The sequence below is a fragment of the Knoellia tibetensis genome (assembly GCF_048606415.1).
Lineage (GTDB): Bacteria > Actinomycetota > Actinomycetes > Actinomycetales > Dermatophilaceae > Knoellia > Knoellia tibetensis.
Map to the genome: position 1 here is coordinate 162,502 of NZ_JBMBWF010000004.1, position 14,674 is coordinate 177,175.

Consider the following 14,674-nt stretch of genomic DNA (forward strand, 5'->3'; position numbering starts at 1 on the left):
CCGTTGGGTAGCCTGCGCCCATGACAGAAAGCACGTCGTCCTCGATCACCATCGCCGCCGAGCCGGGCGCCGTGCTCGACGTCATCGCCGACTTCGAGGCCTACCCCGACTGGGCCGAGCAGGTGAAGCGCGTGGACATCCTCACCGAGGACGGCGACGGCTGGGCCGACCAGGTCGAGTTCTCCCTCGACGCGGGCGCGGTCAAGGACACCTACGTCCTCGAGTACGACTGGGACGGCATCGCCGAGGACGGCTCCGGCATCGTCACGTGGAAGCTCGTCCGCGCAGGCGTGCTCAAGGCCCTCGACGGGTCCTACACCCTCACCCCCGACGGCGACGGCACGCAGGTCGACTACTCCCTCGCCGTCGACGTCAAGATCCCGATGATCGGGATGCTCAAGCGCAAGGCCGAGAAGCTCATCATCGACACCGCGCTCAAGGAGCTCAAGAAGCGCGTCGAGTCGCTCGCCTGAGCGTGGGCGCCCCTCCCCGCGTCGTCCTCGTCACCGGCAAGGGCGGCGTCGGCAAGACGACGACGGCCGCGGCGATGGCAGTCGAGTCGGCCCGGGCCGGCCGGCGCACCCTCGTCATGTCGACCGACGTCGCGCACAGCCTCGGTGACGCCCTCGACGTCGACCTGCGCACGTCCGCGAGCTGGGAGCAGACGCTGCCCGTCGAGGAGCGCCTTCACGCCCAGGCGGTCGGCGCCCGCACGAGCGTCGCCGCCGACTGGGCGACGATGCGCGACTACCTCCTCACCGTGCTCGACTCGATCGGTGTGGAGCCGGTCGTCGCCGAGGAGCTCACGGCGCTGCCCGGCGCCGACGAGATCAGCGCCCTGCTCACCCTGGGCCACCACGCGGCGAGCGGGGACTGGGACGTCGTCGTCGTCGACTGCGCCCCCACGGCAGAGACGCTGCGCCTGCTCGCGCTGCCCGAGGTCCTCGGCTGGCACCTCGACCGGCTGCTCCCCGCCCAGCGCCGGCTGCTCACGGCGATGCGCCCCGCCGCCGCCAGGGCCGCCGGCCTCCCGATGCCCGACGGGGACGTCCTCGACGTCATCACGACGTGGCGCGAGCACATGGCGGACGTCCGCGCCCTGCTCACCTCCGAGCGCGCGAGCGTCCGCATCGTCCTCACCCCCGAGAACGTCGTGATCGCCGAGGCACGCCGCATCCTCACCTCGCTCTCCCTGCACGGGTATGCCGTCGACGCCGTCGTCGTCAACCGCGTCATCCCGGTCGACGACGACCCGTGGCGCGCCGCGTGGAACGCCGCGCAGGCTGCCGGGATCGAGACGATCACGACGTCCTTCCACGGCACGCCCGTGCTCGTGGCCCCCTACCTCGCCGGTGAGCCCACCGGCCCCGAGGCCCTCGCCGACCTCGCGGCCCAGACGTCCGCGATCGACGGTGAGCTCGCACCCCTCGACGCCCCGGTGAGCGTCGGGGGGCTCCGGGTCGACGCCGACGGCGAGGAGTTCGTCCTCGTCCTGCCCCTTCCCCTGGCGCGCTCGGGCGACGTCGACCTCGCCCGTCGGGCCGACGACCTCGTCGTCGACGTGGGCGGTGTGCGCAGGGTCATCGCGTTGCCCTCGGTGCTGCGGCGCTGCATCGTCAAGAATGCTGGGGTGCGCTCCGGAGAGCTCCGGGTGCGCTTCGTCCGTGATGAGGAGGTGTGGCCGCGTGGACGCTGACCCGCGACTCGACGCTGCGGTGGGCTCGGTCGCCGAGGAGGCGACCCGCCTGCTCGAGGCCCTCGGCCGCCCTGCCGCCACATCGTCGGACGCGTCCGACCACCCCGCTGACGAGCACGTCCACGTCGGGATGGGTGACGCGGAGTCCTGCACGTGGTGCCCCGTATGCCGGTCGGTCACCGCCCTGCGCGCCGTGAGCCCCGAGACGCTCACCCGGCTCGCGGACCTCGCCACGACGGCGGCGACGCTGCTCGGCGAGCTGGCGGCACGGCATACGGAAGGATCGGACGCCGGCACGGCGTCGCGACCGGAGCCCGCACAGCGCACGCCGCGCACCGAACCCATCGCCGTCGTCGACGAGGAGGACACCCCGTGAGCCTGGCCATCGGGATCGACATCGGCGGGACCAAGGTCGCCGGGGGAGTCGTCGACGAGGACGGTCAGGTCCTCGTCCGCACCCGCCGGGACACCCCGCACCGGAGCAAGCGGCCACGCGTCGTCGAGGACACGATCGTCGACGTCGTCGAGGAGCTGCGTGCACAGCGTCCCGACGTCATCGCGGTCGGCATCGGCGCGGCGGGCTTCGTCGCGGCGGACCGCGCCACGGTCGTCTTCGCGCCGCATCTGTCGTGGCGGCACGAGCCGCTCCGCGACGCCCTGAGCAAGCGGATCGACGCTCCGATCCTCGTCGAGAATGACGCCAACGCGGCCTGCTGGGCCGAGTGGCGCTTCGGTGCGGCGCAGGGCGAGTCCGACGTCGTCATGGTCAACCTCGGCACCGGCATCGGCGGCGCGATCCTCATGCACGGCCAGCTCATCCGCGGCCGCTACGGCATCGCCGGCGAGTTCGGGCACATGCAGGTCGTCCCCGAGGGACAGCGCTGCGAGTGTGGCAACCGAGGCTGCTGGGAGCAGTACGCCTCCGGCAACGCTCTCGTGCGCGAGGCCCGGGCGATGATCCTCGCCAACTCGCCCGTCGCCACTGACCTCGCCGCGCGCGTCGACGGCCGGGCCGACGAGCTCACCGGGCCGATCGTCACCGAGGCGGCGCGCGAGGGCGACGCGACGGCGACCGAGCTGCTCGCGGAGATCGGGCACTGGCTCGGCATCGGCATCGCCAACCTCGCGGCGGCGTTCGACCCGGGCACCTTCGTCATCGGTGGTGGTGTCTCCGCCGCCGGTGAGCTGCTCCTCGGGCCCGCGCGCGAGAACTTCCGCCGGCGCCTCACCGGTCGTGGCTACCGTCCCGAGGCCCAGGTCGTCGCTGCGCGCCTCGGCAACGAGGCCGGGCTCATCGGTGCCGCCGACCTCGCCCGCAACGAGGCCTCGCCATGACCGTGCCGGAGGGCGCTGTCGCGTGACGACGATCCGGATCGCGAGCTACAACACCCGCGACTTCCTCGAGGACCCGTATGCCGCGGCGCGCGTCGTGCGGGCCATCGACCCGGACGTGCTCTGCCTGCAGGAGGTGCCGCGCCGGCTCTTCTCGACCCAGCGGGTCGCCAACTTCGCCCGCGACTGCGGGATGTACTGGTCCGGGCGGCACCGGGGCAGCGGCGGCACGACGATCTTCACCTCGCTGCGGGTCGACGTCGTCGAGTCGCGTCACCAGCGGCTCCGGGTGGCCTTCCTCCAGCGCACCCGTGGCTTCGCGCTCGCTCGGGTGGCGGCGCCGGGGCGTGAGCCGATCGCCGTCGCGAGCGTCCACCTCAGCCTCGACGCGCGCGAGCGGGCCGAGCACGCGCAGGTCATCCTGCGCGCCGTCAACGCCGGGGGAGAGGTCGTTCTCGCCGGCGACCTCAACGAGGGGGAGTCGGGTCAGGCGTGGCAGGCGTTCGCCGGCGTCATGCGGCCGGTCTCGCCCCTGACCCCGACCTTCCCGGCCACCCGTCCGCGTCGGGTGCTCGACGTCATCTTCGCCTCGCCGGGCCTGCAGGCCGAGCCGCACGTTGCGCTCGACATCCCCGAGGCCGACCTCGTCGCCGGCAGCGACCACCGGCCGACGTGGGTCGACATCCGGCTGGGTGAGCCGACCCTGGCACAGGAGCGGGCGGAGGAGGCCTCCGCGCGGGCGAGCGAGTCCGTCACCGAGGAGATGGTGCAGGAGGCGGAGGCCGAGGCGTCGGACGGCGCCGCGTCCGCCCCGACGCCGGCGGTGTCGGCCTCACCGCCCGACGCAGGACCGCCGGCACCGTAGGCGCCGGGGGCGCGTCACCTCAGCGTGCTGCGGTCGAGCGGTCAGACGCGGGCGCCGTTGTCGTCGTCGAACGGGTCGCGGTCCTTGGGCTGACGCATAACGAGCAGCCCGAACCCACCGAAGAGGAGCAGGATCGCGCCGAGCGTCCACCACCCGCCGTAGAACGGCTCGGAGACGACGACCCACAGCAGGAGCAGTGGCCCGCCGACGAGTCCGAGCACGGCACCCCAGTAGCCGATGTCCTCGCCCGGCGGCAGCTGCACGGCCGGCGGCTCGAAGTGGTCGTCCTCGTCGTCGATGCTCGGTCCGGCACGCCAGGCCTCGGGCTCCTCGCGCTCCCCGGACGTGACCTCGTGGGACGCGTCCCTGCCCGTCCCGGCCTCGCCGTCCCCGGGGCTTCCTGCAGTCGGGGTGGGCTCGGCCTCGGGCGAAGGTGGGTCGGGCTCGCGACGGGAGAGGGCGGCATACGCGCTCGTGATGTCCTGGACCGTGCGCGGCTTCGGGGGCGCGACGGGAGGGGCGACCGGTGGGGTCGGCGCAGCCGGCGACGGCGACTCCGGCGGAGCGTCCGTCGCCTCGTCCCATCGGGCGACGATCGCGTCGAACTCCGCGTCGATGTCACGGTCGTTCATGGCTGCCTCACGGTGTCTCGGGCGGTCAGGAGAATCGTGCCACGTCACGCTGTCGACCGTGACCGGGAACGCCGTCGGCAACGCATCCCGGGTGTGCTTTAGTCCGCCGGCGGGCGGCTACCCGTGCACTAGAGTCGTCCCGAATCGACGGAAGGGACATTGGTGTTCTACTGGGTGCTCAAGACCGTGTTCCTGGGACCGATCCTGCGGATCCTGTTCCGGCCATGGGTCGAGGGCGAGGAGAACATCCCCGAGACCGGCGGCGCGATCTTCGCGAGCAACCACCTCTCCTTCTCCGACTCGATCTTCCTCCCGCTCGTCGTGCCGCGTCGGATGACCTTCCTCGCCAAGGCCGACTACTTCACCGGCGTCGGTCTCAAGGGCCGCCTCACGGCCGCGTTCTTCAAGGGCGTCGGACAGGTGCCGGTCGACCGCGCCGGCGGCAAGGCGAGCGAGGCGGCACTCAACTCCGGACTGCGCATCCTGCGCCGCGGCGAGCTGCTCGGCCTCTATCCCGAGGGCACCCGCTCGCCGGACGGCCGCCTCTACAAGGGCAAGACCGGCGTCGCCCGGATGGCGCTCGAGGCCGGTGTCCCGGTCATCCCCGTCGCGATGATCGACACCGACAAGGCGCAGCCGACGGGCAAGGTCATCCCCAAGGTCATGCGGGTCGGCGTGCGCATCGGCAAGCCGCTCGACTTCTCCCGCTACAAGGGCATGGAGGACGACCGCTTCGTCCTGCGCTCGATCACCGACGAGGTGATGTACGCCCTCATGGAGCTCTCGGGCCAGGAGTACGTCGACATGTATGCCGGGTCGATGAAGGACCGGATCACGCGCGCCAAGCGGATGCTCCAGCGCGAGCAGGCCGAGGCCGAGAAGCCGGGCCGTGCCGTCGACGAGCTCGAGCGTGAGCTCGACGCCGTCGACGACAGCGACGGGACACGGGGTGGCGACGAGCAGCGTGCCGGCTGACCCGGGACCGCGTCGGGGGGCGCTCTTCGGGGTGACGCGCACCTCGGTGCGCACCGGGCGTTCCGAGCCGGTCATCGTCGAGGCGTTCTCGCGCGGCCTCGACGTCTTCCGCCCCACAGCGGCCCTGTATGCCGGCATCCTCGTCTGGAACCGTCACGAGACCATGCTTCGTCCCTGGGTCGCGTTCAGCGTCGTCGCGGTCCTCATGGGCTTCAGCCTGCTGCTGCTCGTCTTCCGCCGGCGCACGACCTGGCTGCTCGCCGTCGAGGTGGCGCTCGCCGTCGGCGGCATCTTCGCCACGCTGCTCGCCGACCGACCCGAGGACGTCGTCGGCGGAACCCTGACCCTGCCGACCTTCTGGGCGGCCGGGCCGGTGGTCGGGGCAGCGGTTCTCCACGGCCGCAGGGGAGGTCTCGTCGTCGCGGGCATCATCGCGGTCGCCGACCTCGTCGAGATCCGTACGCCCAACGGCGGGACGTGGCACAACATCTTCCTGCTGCTCCTCCTCGGTGGCCTCATCGGGCTCGCGGTCGACCTCGGCCGCGCCGGGCTCCACCGCTACGAGCAGGTCGTGGCCGAGCGCGAGCGCCTGCGCGAGCGCGAGCGGCTCGCCCGGGTCGTCCACGACGGCGTGCTCCAGACGCTCGCCTTCATCCACCGGCGCGGTGCCGAGATGGGCGGCCAGGGGGCCGAGCTCGGAGCGCTCGCCGCCGACCAGGAACGGGCGCTGAGACGCCTGGTCGCCCAGGACGTCGTCGGCCCGCGGCTCGCCGCCACGGTCGAGGGGGAGATCCGGCGCGACCTGCGCCTCCTCCTCGGCGCGCACGAGGGGGAGCGGGTGAGCGTCTCGTTGCCCGGTGACCCCGTGCCGCTCGAGCAGGACCGTGCGGAGGAGCTCGACGCCGCCGTCTCCGCCGCCCTCGACAACGTCAGCCGGCACGCAGGGGAGGACGCGCGGGCGTGGCTCCTCCTCGAGGACCACGGTGACACTGTCACCGTCACCGTGCGCGACAACGGGGTCGGCGCCGAGCCGGCCCGCCTGCTCTCGGCGTCCGACCGCGGTCGCCTCGGCGTGAGCCAGTCGATCGTCGGCCGCGTGCGCGACCTCGGCGGCACCACCGACGTCATCACCCGCCCCGGCGCCGGCTGCCGGGTCATCATCACCGTGCCTCGCAAGGAGCCTGCATGAGCGACCAGCCCGCCACCGCTGCCGTGGGCGGCGACACCGCCGTGGGTGGCGACACCGCCGTGGGTGGCGACACCGCCGTGGGCGGCTCCGCCGCCCGACGGACGACGGTGCTCGTCGCCGACGACCACCCGCTGTGGCTCGGCGCCCTCGAGCGCGACCTCGCCCAGGCCGGGCTCGAGGTCGTCGCGACCGCCGCCGACGGACCCTCGACCGTGCGTCGGGCCCGGGCCACGCGTCCCGACGTCCTCGTCCTCGACCTCAACCTGCCCGGGCTGCGCGGCGACGAGGTCTGCCGCGCCCTCGGCGACCTCGAGACGCGGGTGCTCATCCTCTCGGCCAGCGGCGAGCAGCTCGACGTGTTGGCGGCGATCAAGGCGGGCGCGACCGGCTACCTCGTGAAGTCGGCCTCGGGCCGGGAGATCGTCGACGCCGTCGCGGCGACCGCGCGTGGCGAGGCCGTGTTCACCCCCGGGCTCGCCGGGCTCGTCCTCGGGGAGTTCCGGCGGATGGCGGCAGGCGGCCCCGAGGAGGAGGCCGCACCGGCGCCGAGCAACCGGCCCATTCCCGAGCTCACGGACCGCGAGACCGAGGTGCTGCGTCTCGTCGCCACCGGCATGTCCTACAAGGAGATCGCCGCTGAGCTCGTCCTGTCGCACCGCACCGTCCAGAACCACGTCCAGAACACCCTCGGCAAGCTCCACCTGCACAACCGGGTCGAGCTCGTCCGCTTCGCCCTGGCCCGCGGCCTCGAGGACGCCTGACCCGCGGCTGTCCTCCTGCGTCCGCAAACCTGGTTGCCAGGGCGTCATCGCTGCGGACGCAACCAGCCGGCACACCGTTGCGTCCGCAACGGTGGTTGCCAGGGCGTCACCTCTGCGGACGCACGCAGAAGGCGAGTCACGCGCACGCCCGGGCTGACCGGCATACGGGCGCCGCAGGCCACCTGACGAGACGCGCCTATCCTTGTCGCGTGAGCACGACCACCGGCCCTGACCTCAGCACCCTCCTCGAGGCGACGCCCGACCTCCCCGCTGCCCAGCAGCCGGTGTGGCCGGACGCATCAGCCCTCGCGACGGCCGTCACCGAGCTCGCGACCTATCCGCCGCTCGTCTTCGCCGGTGAGTGCGACGTGCTGCGCGACCGCATGGCGGCGGCCGGTCGAGGCGACGCGTTCGTCCTCCAGGGCGGCGACTGCGCCGAGACCTTCGCCGGGGCGACCGCGGACAACATCAAGAACCGGATCAAGACGATCCTGCAGATGGCCGCCGTCCTCACCTACGGCGCGTCGGTCCCAGTCGTCAAGGTCGGGCGCATGGCGGGGCAGTTCGCCAAGCCGCGCTCGAGCAACAGCGAGACCCGCGAGGGCGTCACGCTGCCGGCCTACCGCGGTGACATGGTCAACGACTTCGAGTTCACGCCGGAGGCCCGCCACCCGGACCCGCAGCGGCTCGTGCGCGCCTACCACGCGAGCAGCGCGACGCTCAACCTCGTGCGGGCGTTCACGACCGGTGGCTTCGCCGACCTGCGCCACGTCCACGACTGGAACCGCGGGTTCGTCGCCAACGCCGCGAACCAGCGCTACGAGAAGCTCGCTCGCGACATCGACAAGGCGATGAAGTTCATGGCCGCGTGTGGCGCCGACTTCGAGGCGATGCGCACGACCGAGTTCTTCGCCGCCCATGAGGCGCTCATCCTCGACTACGAGCGTCCGCTGACCCGTGTCGACTCGCGCACCGGCGACCTCTACGACACCTCCGGCCACTTCATCTGGATCGGCGAGCGGACCCGCGACCTCGGCGGCGCCCACCTCGACTTCGTCAGCCGGATCCACAACCCCATCGGCGTCAAGGTCTCTGCGCAGGCCCAGGTCGACGACCTGCTGCGGATCATCGACCTCGTCGACCCCGACCGCACGCCCGGCCGCCTCACCTTCATCACCCGCATGGGGGCCGGCCGCGTCCGCGAGTCGCTCGCACCGGTGGTCGAGAAGGTCACCGCCAGCGGCGCGGCCGTCACCTGGATCTGCGACCCGATGCACGGCAACACCTTCGAGTCGGCGTCCGGCTACAAGACGCGCGACTTCGAGGACGTCGTCGAGGAGGTGCGCGGATTCTTCGAGGTCCACCAGGCGCTCGGGACCGTCCCCGGTGGCCTCCACGTCGAGCTCACCGGCAACGACGTCACCGAGTGCCTCGGCGGCTCCGAGAAGATTCTCGACGCCGACCTCAACAAGCGCTACGAGACGGTGTGCGACCCGCGGCTCAACCACCAGCAGAGTCTCGAGCTCGCGTTCCTCGTGGCCGAGATGCTCAGCCGCGAGCCGTGAGCACCGCCTTGGCCGCCGCAGAGGCACCCGGTATGCCGCGTCGCTGGGTCGCGGACCTGCTCTCGGACACGCTGACCCAGCCCACGCAGGCGATGCGCACCGCCATGGCGGAGGCCCCCGTGGGCGACGACGTCTTCGGCGAGGACCCGACGGTCGCCGCGCTCGAGTCGCGGGTCGCCGAGCTCCTCGGGCACGAGGCCGCGCTCTTCACCCCGACCGGGTCGATGGCCAACCAGCTCGGCATGCGGATGCACGTCGAGGCGGGTGAGGAGGTCATCGCCGACTCGCTCGCACACGTCCTGCGGGCCGAGCTCGGCGCTGCCGCGGTGTTGTCGGGCATCTCGTCGCGTTCGTGGGCGGCCGACCGCGGACGGCTCGAGCCGTCGGCTCCGCTCGGCCTCATGAGCACCGGCGCGGGTCCCTACCAGGTCGGCACCGCGCTCATCGTCGTCGAGAACACCCACAACTTCGGCGGCGGCACGGTCCAGCCGCTCGACGCGATCCGCGAGGTGCGGGCAGCCAGCCGCGAGGCCGGCGTCGCCATGCACCTCGACGGGGCACGCCTCTGGAACGCGCACGTCGCGACCGGCATCCCGCTCGCCGACTACGGCCGCGAGTTCGACACCGTGAGCGTCTGCCTCTCCAAGGGGCTCGGCGCTCCCGTCGGTTCGGTGCTCGTCGGCTCCGCCGAGCTCATGGCGCGGGCGCGGGTCTGGCGCAAGCGCTTCGGCGGTGGCATGCGCCAGGTCGGCATCCTCGCGGCCGCAGGGCTGCACGCCCTCGAGAACCACGTCGAGCGGCTCGCCGACGACCACGCACGGGCCGCCCGGTTCGCCACGGCCGTCGGCGAGGTCGCGCCGCACGTCGTGACGCCCGACCGGGTCGAGACCAACATCGTCATGCTCGACCTGTCGCAGACCGGCTGGGCACCCGCCGAGCTGGTCGACGCGGCGGGAGAACGCGGCATACGGACGTATGCAGCCGGTCCGACAGGGGTGCGCCTCGTCTGGCACCTCGACGTCGACGACGCGGGCACGGACGCCGCGTGCGAGGCCTTCACCGACCTGCTGTCCTGAGGGCGTCCGGCACTCAGACGTCGTGGTGGAGGATCTCCGCCGGCGGGTCCTCGAGCGCGGACGCGCCCTCGTCGTGCGCTCCTGCGCGCAGCTCGACCAGGTACATCGCCGACAGGACGAGCCCGCCGCCGACGAGCAGTCGCCACGTCACGGCCTCGCCCCCGAAGAGGACCGCGAAGACGGCGGCGAAGACCGGCTCCATCGCCATGACCACCGCCGCCCGGGTCGCGGTGAGGTGCGCCTGCGCCCACGTCTGGGCCAGTAGCGCCCCCGCCCCCGCGACGACGGCCATGTAGAGCAGCGAGACCCACTGCCCACCGTCACCGGGCAGCGTGATTCCGTCCGGGACCGCTGCGACGAGGCAGACGAGCGCGATGACCGCGGCCTGGACCGTCGAGAGGCCGAGGGCCGTCGAGGCGGTCGACCAGCGGCCGAGGGCGAGGATGTGCAGCGCGTAGACCGCGGCCGACCCGAGCGTGAGCGCCTCGCCGAACCCCATCGCGAGACCCTGCAGTGACAGGACGCCGATGCCGGCGGTGGCGATGAGGGCCGCGACCCACGCGGCGCGCGGCACGTGGTCGCGCAGAAGCAGCGCCCCGAGGACCGGTGTGAGGACGATGTAGGTCCCGGTGAGGAACCCCGACACCGACGCCGCCGTGCTCTCGAGCCCCACGGTCTGGAGGAGCTGCGCCACGGCATACAGCACGCCGAGACCGGCACCGAGCGTGAGCTCACGCCGGGTCAACGCCCGCGTCTGCCGGGAGAAGAGCCCGAACATGAGCACCGCCGCGATCCCGAAGCGCACGGCGAGGAAGTCCGCCGATGGGACGTGCTCCACGAGGTCGCGGATGAGGAAGAACGTCGAGCCCCAGACGGCGGTCACCGCGAGCAGGAGCAGGACGGCGAGGCGGGACCGCCCGTCGTGGACGGCCGGGGGAGGTGCGGTCACGTCAGACCGTCGTCACGACGATCTCGGAGCCCTTGGGCTGCTGCGACCCCTCCGGGGGGTTGAGACCCTGGACCGTGCCGAAGTTGATGCCCGGGATGGCCTGGCGCTCGCGCACCGTGAAGCCGAGACCCTCCAGGGTGCCCTTGACCTCGGTGAACTGCTTGCCGATGAGCCCACCGGGGATCGTGACGAGGACGGGTCCCTTCGAGGTGACGACGGCGACCTTGTCGCCCTTGAAGAGGGTGCCGCCGGCCGGTTCCTGGCGGAGAATCGAGCCGGCCGGGACGGTGTCGCTGTTCTCCTCGCCGGAGACCGCGACGACGAGCCCGTCCTTGCCGAGCGCGGCCTTGGCGGCAGCGAGCGGCTTGCCCGTGAAGTTCTCGACGGTGATCGGCTGGCGGCCCTTGCTCACGGTGAGGGCGATCGTGGTGCCGCGCTTGAGCGACGTGCCCGCCTTGGGGTCGGAGGCGATGACCTGGCCCTCGGGGACCTTCTCGTCGAACTTCTCGGTGACCTCGCCGAGGACGAGGTTCGCGCCGGTGATCCGCTCGGTGGCCTCGGCCACGCTCGCCCCGGCCAGCGTCGGCACGGCGTAGCGCTCTGGCCCCTTGGAGACGACGAGGGTGACGGTCGTGCCGCGGCGCACCTCCTCGGTGGCCTTGGGAGTGCTCGAGATGACGACACCCTTGGCGACGGTCTCGCTGAAGCCCTCGCGCCGGGCCGGGTCGAGGTGCGCGACGCGCAGGGCGGACTCGGCCGCAGCGACGGGCTTGCCGACGACGGCCGGGACGATGGTCGGTGCTCCGGGGCCGGCGATGAAGAACCACGCGGTCGCCGAGGCGATCGCGGCCGAGACGACGACGAGGATCCAGGGCCAGACGGCGCGGCGCTGGGCGCGGGTGACGGGGGAGCGGCGCACGGCCACCCCGGCCGTCGCCGGCGGCGCCCCGCGGACCTGGTCGCGCAGCGACGGCGCGGCAACGGCATCGTGGCGGTCACGCGCCTGCCGGTCGACGGGGAGCGCGGTCGTGCGCGTGACCGTGGCGGCCACCACGCCGGCCTCGGCAGCGGTCGGACGGTCGTCGAGCTCGACCGACGAGAGCTCACGGCGCGCAGTCCGGACGAGGCCGGCGAACTCGGCGGCGTCGGCGGGACGCCCGTCGGGGTCGCGCGACGTCGCGGCGGCGACGAGCTCGTCGAGGACCTCGGGCACGTCCGGGACGCGGCTGCTCAGGCGGGGCGCGCCGGTGTGGACGTGCTGGTAGGCGACGTTGATCGCGGTGTCACCGTCGAAGGCCTTGGACCCCGTGAGCATCTCGAAGAGGACGAGCCCGGCGGCGTAGACGTCGCTGCGGGCGTCGGCGATCCCGCGCTCGACCTGCTCCGGGGAGAGGTAGGAGACGGTGCCGAGGAGCAGCCCCGAGGACGACGTCACCGTGTGCGACGTCACCGCGCGGGCCAGCCCGAAGTCGGCGACCTTGACCGCGCCGTCCTCGCGCAGGATGACGTTCTCGGGCTTGACGTCGCGGTGGATGATGCCGGCGCGGTGCGCGGCAGCGAGGGCCTCGAGGACGGGCAGCATGATGTCGAGCGCGGCCCGCGGCGTCAGAGCGCCCTCGGTCTGGATGACCTCTCGCAGGGTCTGCCCGGGGACGTACTCCATCGCGAGGAACATCCGTCCGTCGTCCTCGCCCTGGTCGAAGACGGCGACGACCCCGGGGTGCGACAGTCGGGCGGCGGAGCGTGCCTCACGGTGGAACCGCGACCGGAACGCCTCGTCCTGCGCGAGGTGCGGGCGCATGACCTTGAGCGCGACCTCGCGGTCGAGCCGGGTGTCCACGGCGAGGTAGACCGACGCCATGCCGCCGTCGGCGAGACGCTCGAGGACCCTGTACCGGCCGTCGAGGATCTCTCCGACGAGGTCGTCGGTGGGGGCGGTGGACACCCGACGAGTGTACGGACTGCCCGGCGGCAGCCCGTGGACCCCGGTGCTCGACCCCGCCGGTGTCACATACGGCCCTTGAGTGCCCTGATGTTGGCGACGTAGGTCTTGGTGTCGGCGAACATGCCGCGCGAGCGCACCGAGGCGAGCCCCTGGTAGTAGCCGGCCACGGCCTGGTCCTCGGACGAGGCCATGCGGGTGAGGGCGCGGAGCATGACGACGCCGGCGGTGACGTTGTCCTGCGGGTCGAGCAGGTCGAGCTTGCGTCCGATGAGCGACGAGGCCCACTCACCGCCGGACGGGATGACCTGCATGATGCCGACGGCGTTGGCGACCGACACCTGACGCTGGTTCCAGCCCGACTCCTGCATCGAGATCGCGAGCGCGAGGCGCGGGTCCACTCCGTGACGTCGCGCCGTCTTGACGATGAGCTTCTTGGTCTCGGCGCGGCTGGGCACGGAGCGCCCGGCGAGGATCGCGCGGTTGCGGGCGGCGTTCTCGACGATCCGGTCGGGATAGGTCCGGCCGGCGAAGGTGTTGGGCAGCCCCGACGGTGTCGTCTTGCGGGCGGCGGAGCCGGGGATGACGAGCCTCTGGCCCGGGTAGATCACGGTGCCGCGCAGCCCGTTGGCCTTGACGAGGGCCGAGACCGAGCGGCCGTACCTCGCGCCGATCCCGAGGAGCGTGTCGCCCGAGCGGACCGTGTATGCCGTCCCGCTCGCCTTCGCCGGCGCACCCGACGCGCCGCCCGAGGCCGTCGAGAGTCGCAGCTGCTGGCCCGGGAGGATGAACGCCTTGGGGGAGATGCCGCTGGCCTTGGCGATCGCCGGGACGGTCGTGCCGTAGCGGGCGGCGATGCCGTAGAGCGTCTCGCCCTCACGGACGGTGTGCGTCGTGAGCGTGCGCCCGGTGCCGCGCGGCGCCGACTTGCCGGTCGCGGACGCCCCGGCGGGCACCTGGATGGTGTCGCCCGCCCAGAGCCGCTTGGCGTCGGTGATGCCGTTCTTCACCGCGAGGGTGCGCGGGCTCGTGCGGAACGTCGCCGCGAGACCGATGAGGGTGTCGCCGCTGCGCACCGTGTAGGTCGTCCACGCGTCGGGCGTGGGCGAGGGGTGCGTGACGGCGTGCGTCGGGAGCACCGCGGTCGGGGGCACGGTCGCCGGGGGGAGGGCGAGGACCATGGAGGGCCGTCCTTTCCGAGACGACGCGCTGGACGCCGTGTTGTCTGTGTGGCTCCTGTGACAGGCGATGCAAGAGTAGCCGTTGTGACTAGTCGGCGCGAGACTTGTGGCACGCTGACTCCGTGAGTGACCAGGAGACCCCGCTCGAGACCCTCGTCGGCGAGTGGCTGACCGTGCCCGACATCGCCGAGCGTCTCGGCGTCAGACTGGCCGACGTGCGCCGGCTCATCGACGACGGCGAGGTGCTCGCCGCGCGTGTCGGCGAGCGCAAGGTCGTCGCCGTCCCCGAGAAGTTCTTCGACGACGAAGGCGTCCTCCACTCGCTCAAGGGGACGTTCACCGTCCTCGCCGACGGCGGCATGGACGAGGAGGAGATCCTGCGCTGGCTCTTCACGCCGGACGCGAGCCTGCCCGTCGAGGGCGCGCCCATCGACTCGCTGCGCGGCGGGTTCAAGACGGAGGTCCGGCGGCGGGCCATGGAGCTCGCCTTCTAGCCCTCCTTTTCGTATGC

The 14,674-nt window shown here is 72.6% G+C and carries 15 protein-coding genes; 11 read left to right on the plus strand and 4 right to left on the minus strand.

What is annotated here, in order from left to right:
• The first annotated feature begins 20 nt into the window (after positions 1 to 20).
• The 5 genes from ACOJV7_RS16005 to ACOJV7_RS16025 are packed head-to-tail and all read left to right on the plus strand — an operon-like array spanning position 21 to position 3,893.
• Positions 21 to 473 (plus strand): SRPBCC family protein, encoded by a 453-nt coding sequence (locus ACOJV7_RS16005; RefSeq protein WP_420191216.1) that lies wholly within the window; start codon positions 21 to 23, stop codon positions 471 to 473.
• Positions 474 to 475: 2 nt separating this feature from the next.
• Complete coding sequence (locus ACOJV7_RS16010) at positions 476 to 1,696, plus strand: ArsA family ATPase (RefSeq protein WP_420191217.1); 1,221 nt, start codon at positions 476 to 478, stop codon at positions 1,694 to 1,696.
• Positions 1,686 to 2,072, plus strand: a complete 387-nt coding sequence (locus ACOJV7_RS16015; protein WP_420191218.1) for a hypothetical protein — start codon at positions 1,686 to 1,688, stop codon at positions 2,070 to 2,072. The genes ACOJV7_RS16010 and ACOJV7_RS16015 overlap by 11 nt, the downstream gene beginning before the upstream one ends.
• A complete protein-coding gene (locus ACOJV7_RS16020) occupies positions 2,069 to 3,031 on the plus strand; it encodes an ROK family glucokinase (RefSeq protein ID WP_420191219.1) in 963 nt (320 codons plus the stop codon). Before ACOJV7_RS16015 ends, ACOJV7_RS16020 begins: the two co-directional genes overlap by 4 nt.
• A gap of 22 nt (positions 3,032 to 3,053) precedes the next feature.
• The gene (locus ACOJV7_RS16025; RefSeq protein ID WP_420191220.1) at positions 3,054 to 3,893 is read left to right on the plus strand and encodes an endonuclease/exonuclease/phosphatase family protein; all 840 of its coding nucleotides are present in this window, start codon (positions 3,054 to 3,056) and stop codon (positions 3,891 to 3,893) included.
• A gap of 41 nt (positions 3,894 to 3,934) precedes the next feature.
• Here the strand turns inward: ACOJV7_RS16025 and ACOJV7_RS16030 are convergent, their stop codons facing one another.
• The gene (locus tag ACOJV7_RS16030) at positions 3,935 to 4,525 is read right to left on the minus strand and encodes a hypothetical protein (RefSeq protein WP_420191221.1); all 591 of its coding nucleotides are present in this window, start codon (positions 4,523 to 4,525) and stop codon (positions 3,935 to 3,937) included.
• 162 nt (positions 4,526 to 4,687) lie between these two features.
• Here ACOJV7_RS16030 and ACOJV7_RS16035 point away from each other — a divergent pair, with 162 nt between their 5' ends.
• The 5 genes from ACOJV7_RS16035 to ACOJV7_RS16055 all read left to right on the plus strand — a co-directional run bounded on the left by ACOJV7_RS16035 (position 4,688) and on the right by ACOJV7_RS16055 (position 10,091).
• Positions 4,688 to 5,500 carry a lysophospholipid acyltransferase family protein gene (locus tag ACOJV7_RS16035; protein ID WP_420191222.1) on the plus strand — a complete coding sequence of 271 codons (813 nt, stop codon included), beginning with the start codon at positions 4,688 to 4,690 and terminating at the stop codon, positions 5,498 to 5,500.
• Positions 5,436 to 6,689: a MacS family sensor histidine kinase gene (macS, locus tag ACOJV7_RS16040; protein WP_420191223.1), complete on the plus strand. Its 1,254-nt coding sequence runs from the start codon at positions 5,436 to 5,438 to the stop codon at positions 6,687 to 6,689. The genes ACOJV7_RS16035 and macS overlap by 65 nt, the downstream gene beginning before the upstream one ends.
• Positions 6,686 to 7,450, plus strand: coding sequence for a response regulator (locus ACOJV7_RS16045; RefSeq protein WP_420191224.1), 765 nt, complete (start codon positions 6,686 to 6,688; stop codon positions 7,448 to 7,450). The genes macS and ACOJV7_RS16045 overlap by 4 nt, the downstream gene beginning before the upstream one ends.
• 209 nt (positions 7,451 to 7,659) lie before the next feature.
• Positions 7,660 to 9,015: a class II 3-deoxy-7-phosphoheptulonate synthase gene (locus ACOJV7_RS16050; RefSeq protein WP_420191225.1), complete on the plus strand. Its 1,356-nt coding sequence runs from the start codon at positions 7,660 to 7,662 to the stop codon at positions 9,013 to 9,015.
• The gene (locus tag ACOJV7_RS16055; protein WP_420191226.1) at positions 9,012 to 10,091 is read left to right on the plus strand and encodes a threonine aldolase family protein; all 1,080 of its coding nucleotides are present in this window, start codon (positions 9,012 to 9,014) and stop codon (positions 10,089 to 10,091) included. Before ACOJV7_RS16050 ends, ACOJV7_RS16055 begins: the two co-directional genes overlap by 4 nt.
• 13 nt (positions 10,092 to 10,104) lie before the next feature.
• Here ACOJV7_RS16055 and ACOJV7_RS16060 read toward each other — a convergent pair whose 3' ends face one another.
• From ACOJV7_RS16060 to ACOJV7_RS16070, 3 genes are all read right to left on the minus strand, one after another.
• Positions 10,105 to 11,040, minus strand: a complete 936-nt coding sequence (locus ACOJV7_RS16060; protein ID WP_420191227.1) for a DMT family transporter — start codon at positions 11,038 to 11,040, stop codon at positions 10,105 to 10,107.
• Position 11,041: 1 nt separating this feature from the next.
• The gene (pknB, locus tag ACOJV7_RS16065; RefSeq protein ID WP_420191228.1) at positions 11,042 to 12,985 is read right to left on the minus strand and encodes a Stk1 family PASTA domain-containing Ser/Thr kinase; all 1,944 of its coding nucleotides are present in this window, start codon (positions 12,983 to 12,985) and stop codon (positions 11,042 to 11,044) included.
• A gap of 62 nt (positions 12,986 to 13,047) precedes the next feature.
• A complete protein-coding gene (locus tag ACOJV7_RS16070) occupies positions 13,048 to 14,163 on the minus strand; it encodes a LysM peptidoglycan-binding domain-containing protein (RefSeq protein WP_420191229.1) in 1,116 nt (371 codons plus the stop codon).
• A gap of 122 nt (positions 14,164 to 14,285) precedes the next feature.
• Between ACOJV7_RS16070 and ACOJV7_RS16075 the strand changes: the two genes are divergently transcribed.
• Positions 14,286 to 14,657 carry an Rv2175c family DNA-binding protein gene (locus tag ACOJV7_RS16075; RefSeq protein ID WP_420191230.1) on the plus strand — a complete coding sequence of 124 codons (372 nt, stop codon included), beginning with the start codon at positions 14,286 to 14,288 and terminating at the stop codon, positions 14,655 to 14,657.
• Positions 14,658 to 14,674: the final 17 nt, after the last annotated feature.

Coding starts and splice junctions, on each gene's coding strand:
- ACOJV7_RS16070 (WP_420191229.1), bottom strand. CDS start 14,163: ATGGTCCTCGCCCTCCCCCCGGCGACCGTGCCCCCGACCGCGGTGCTC.
- ACOJV7_RS16045 (WP_420191224.1), top strand. CDS start 6,686: ATGAGCGACCAGCCCGCCACCGCTGCCGTGGGCGGCGACACCGCCGTG.
- ACOJV7_RS16005 (WP_420191216.1), top strand. CDS start 21: ATGACAGAAAGCACGTCGTCCTCGATCACCATCGCCGCCGAGCCGGGC.
- ACOJV7_RS16030 (WP_420191221.1), bottom strand. CDS start 4,525: ATGAACGACCGTGACATCGACGCGGAGTTCGACGCGATCGTCGCCCGA.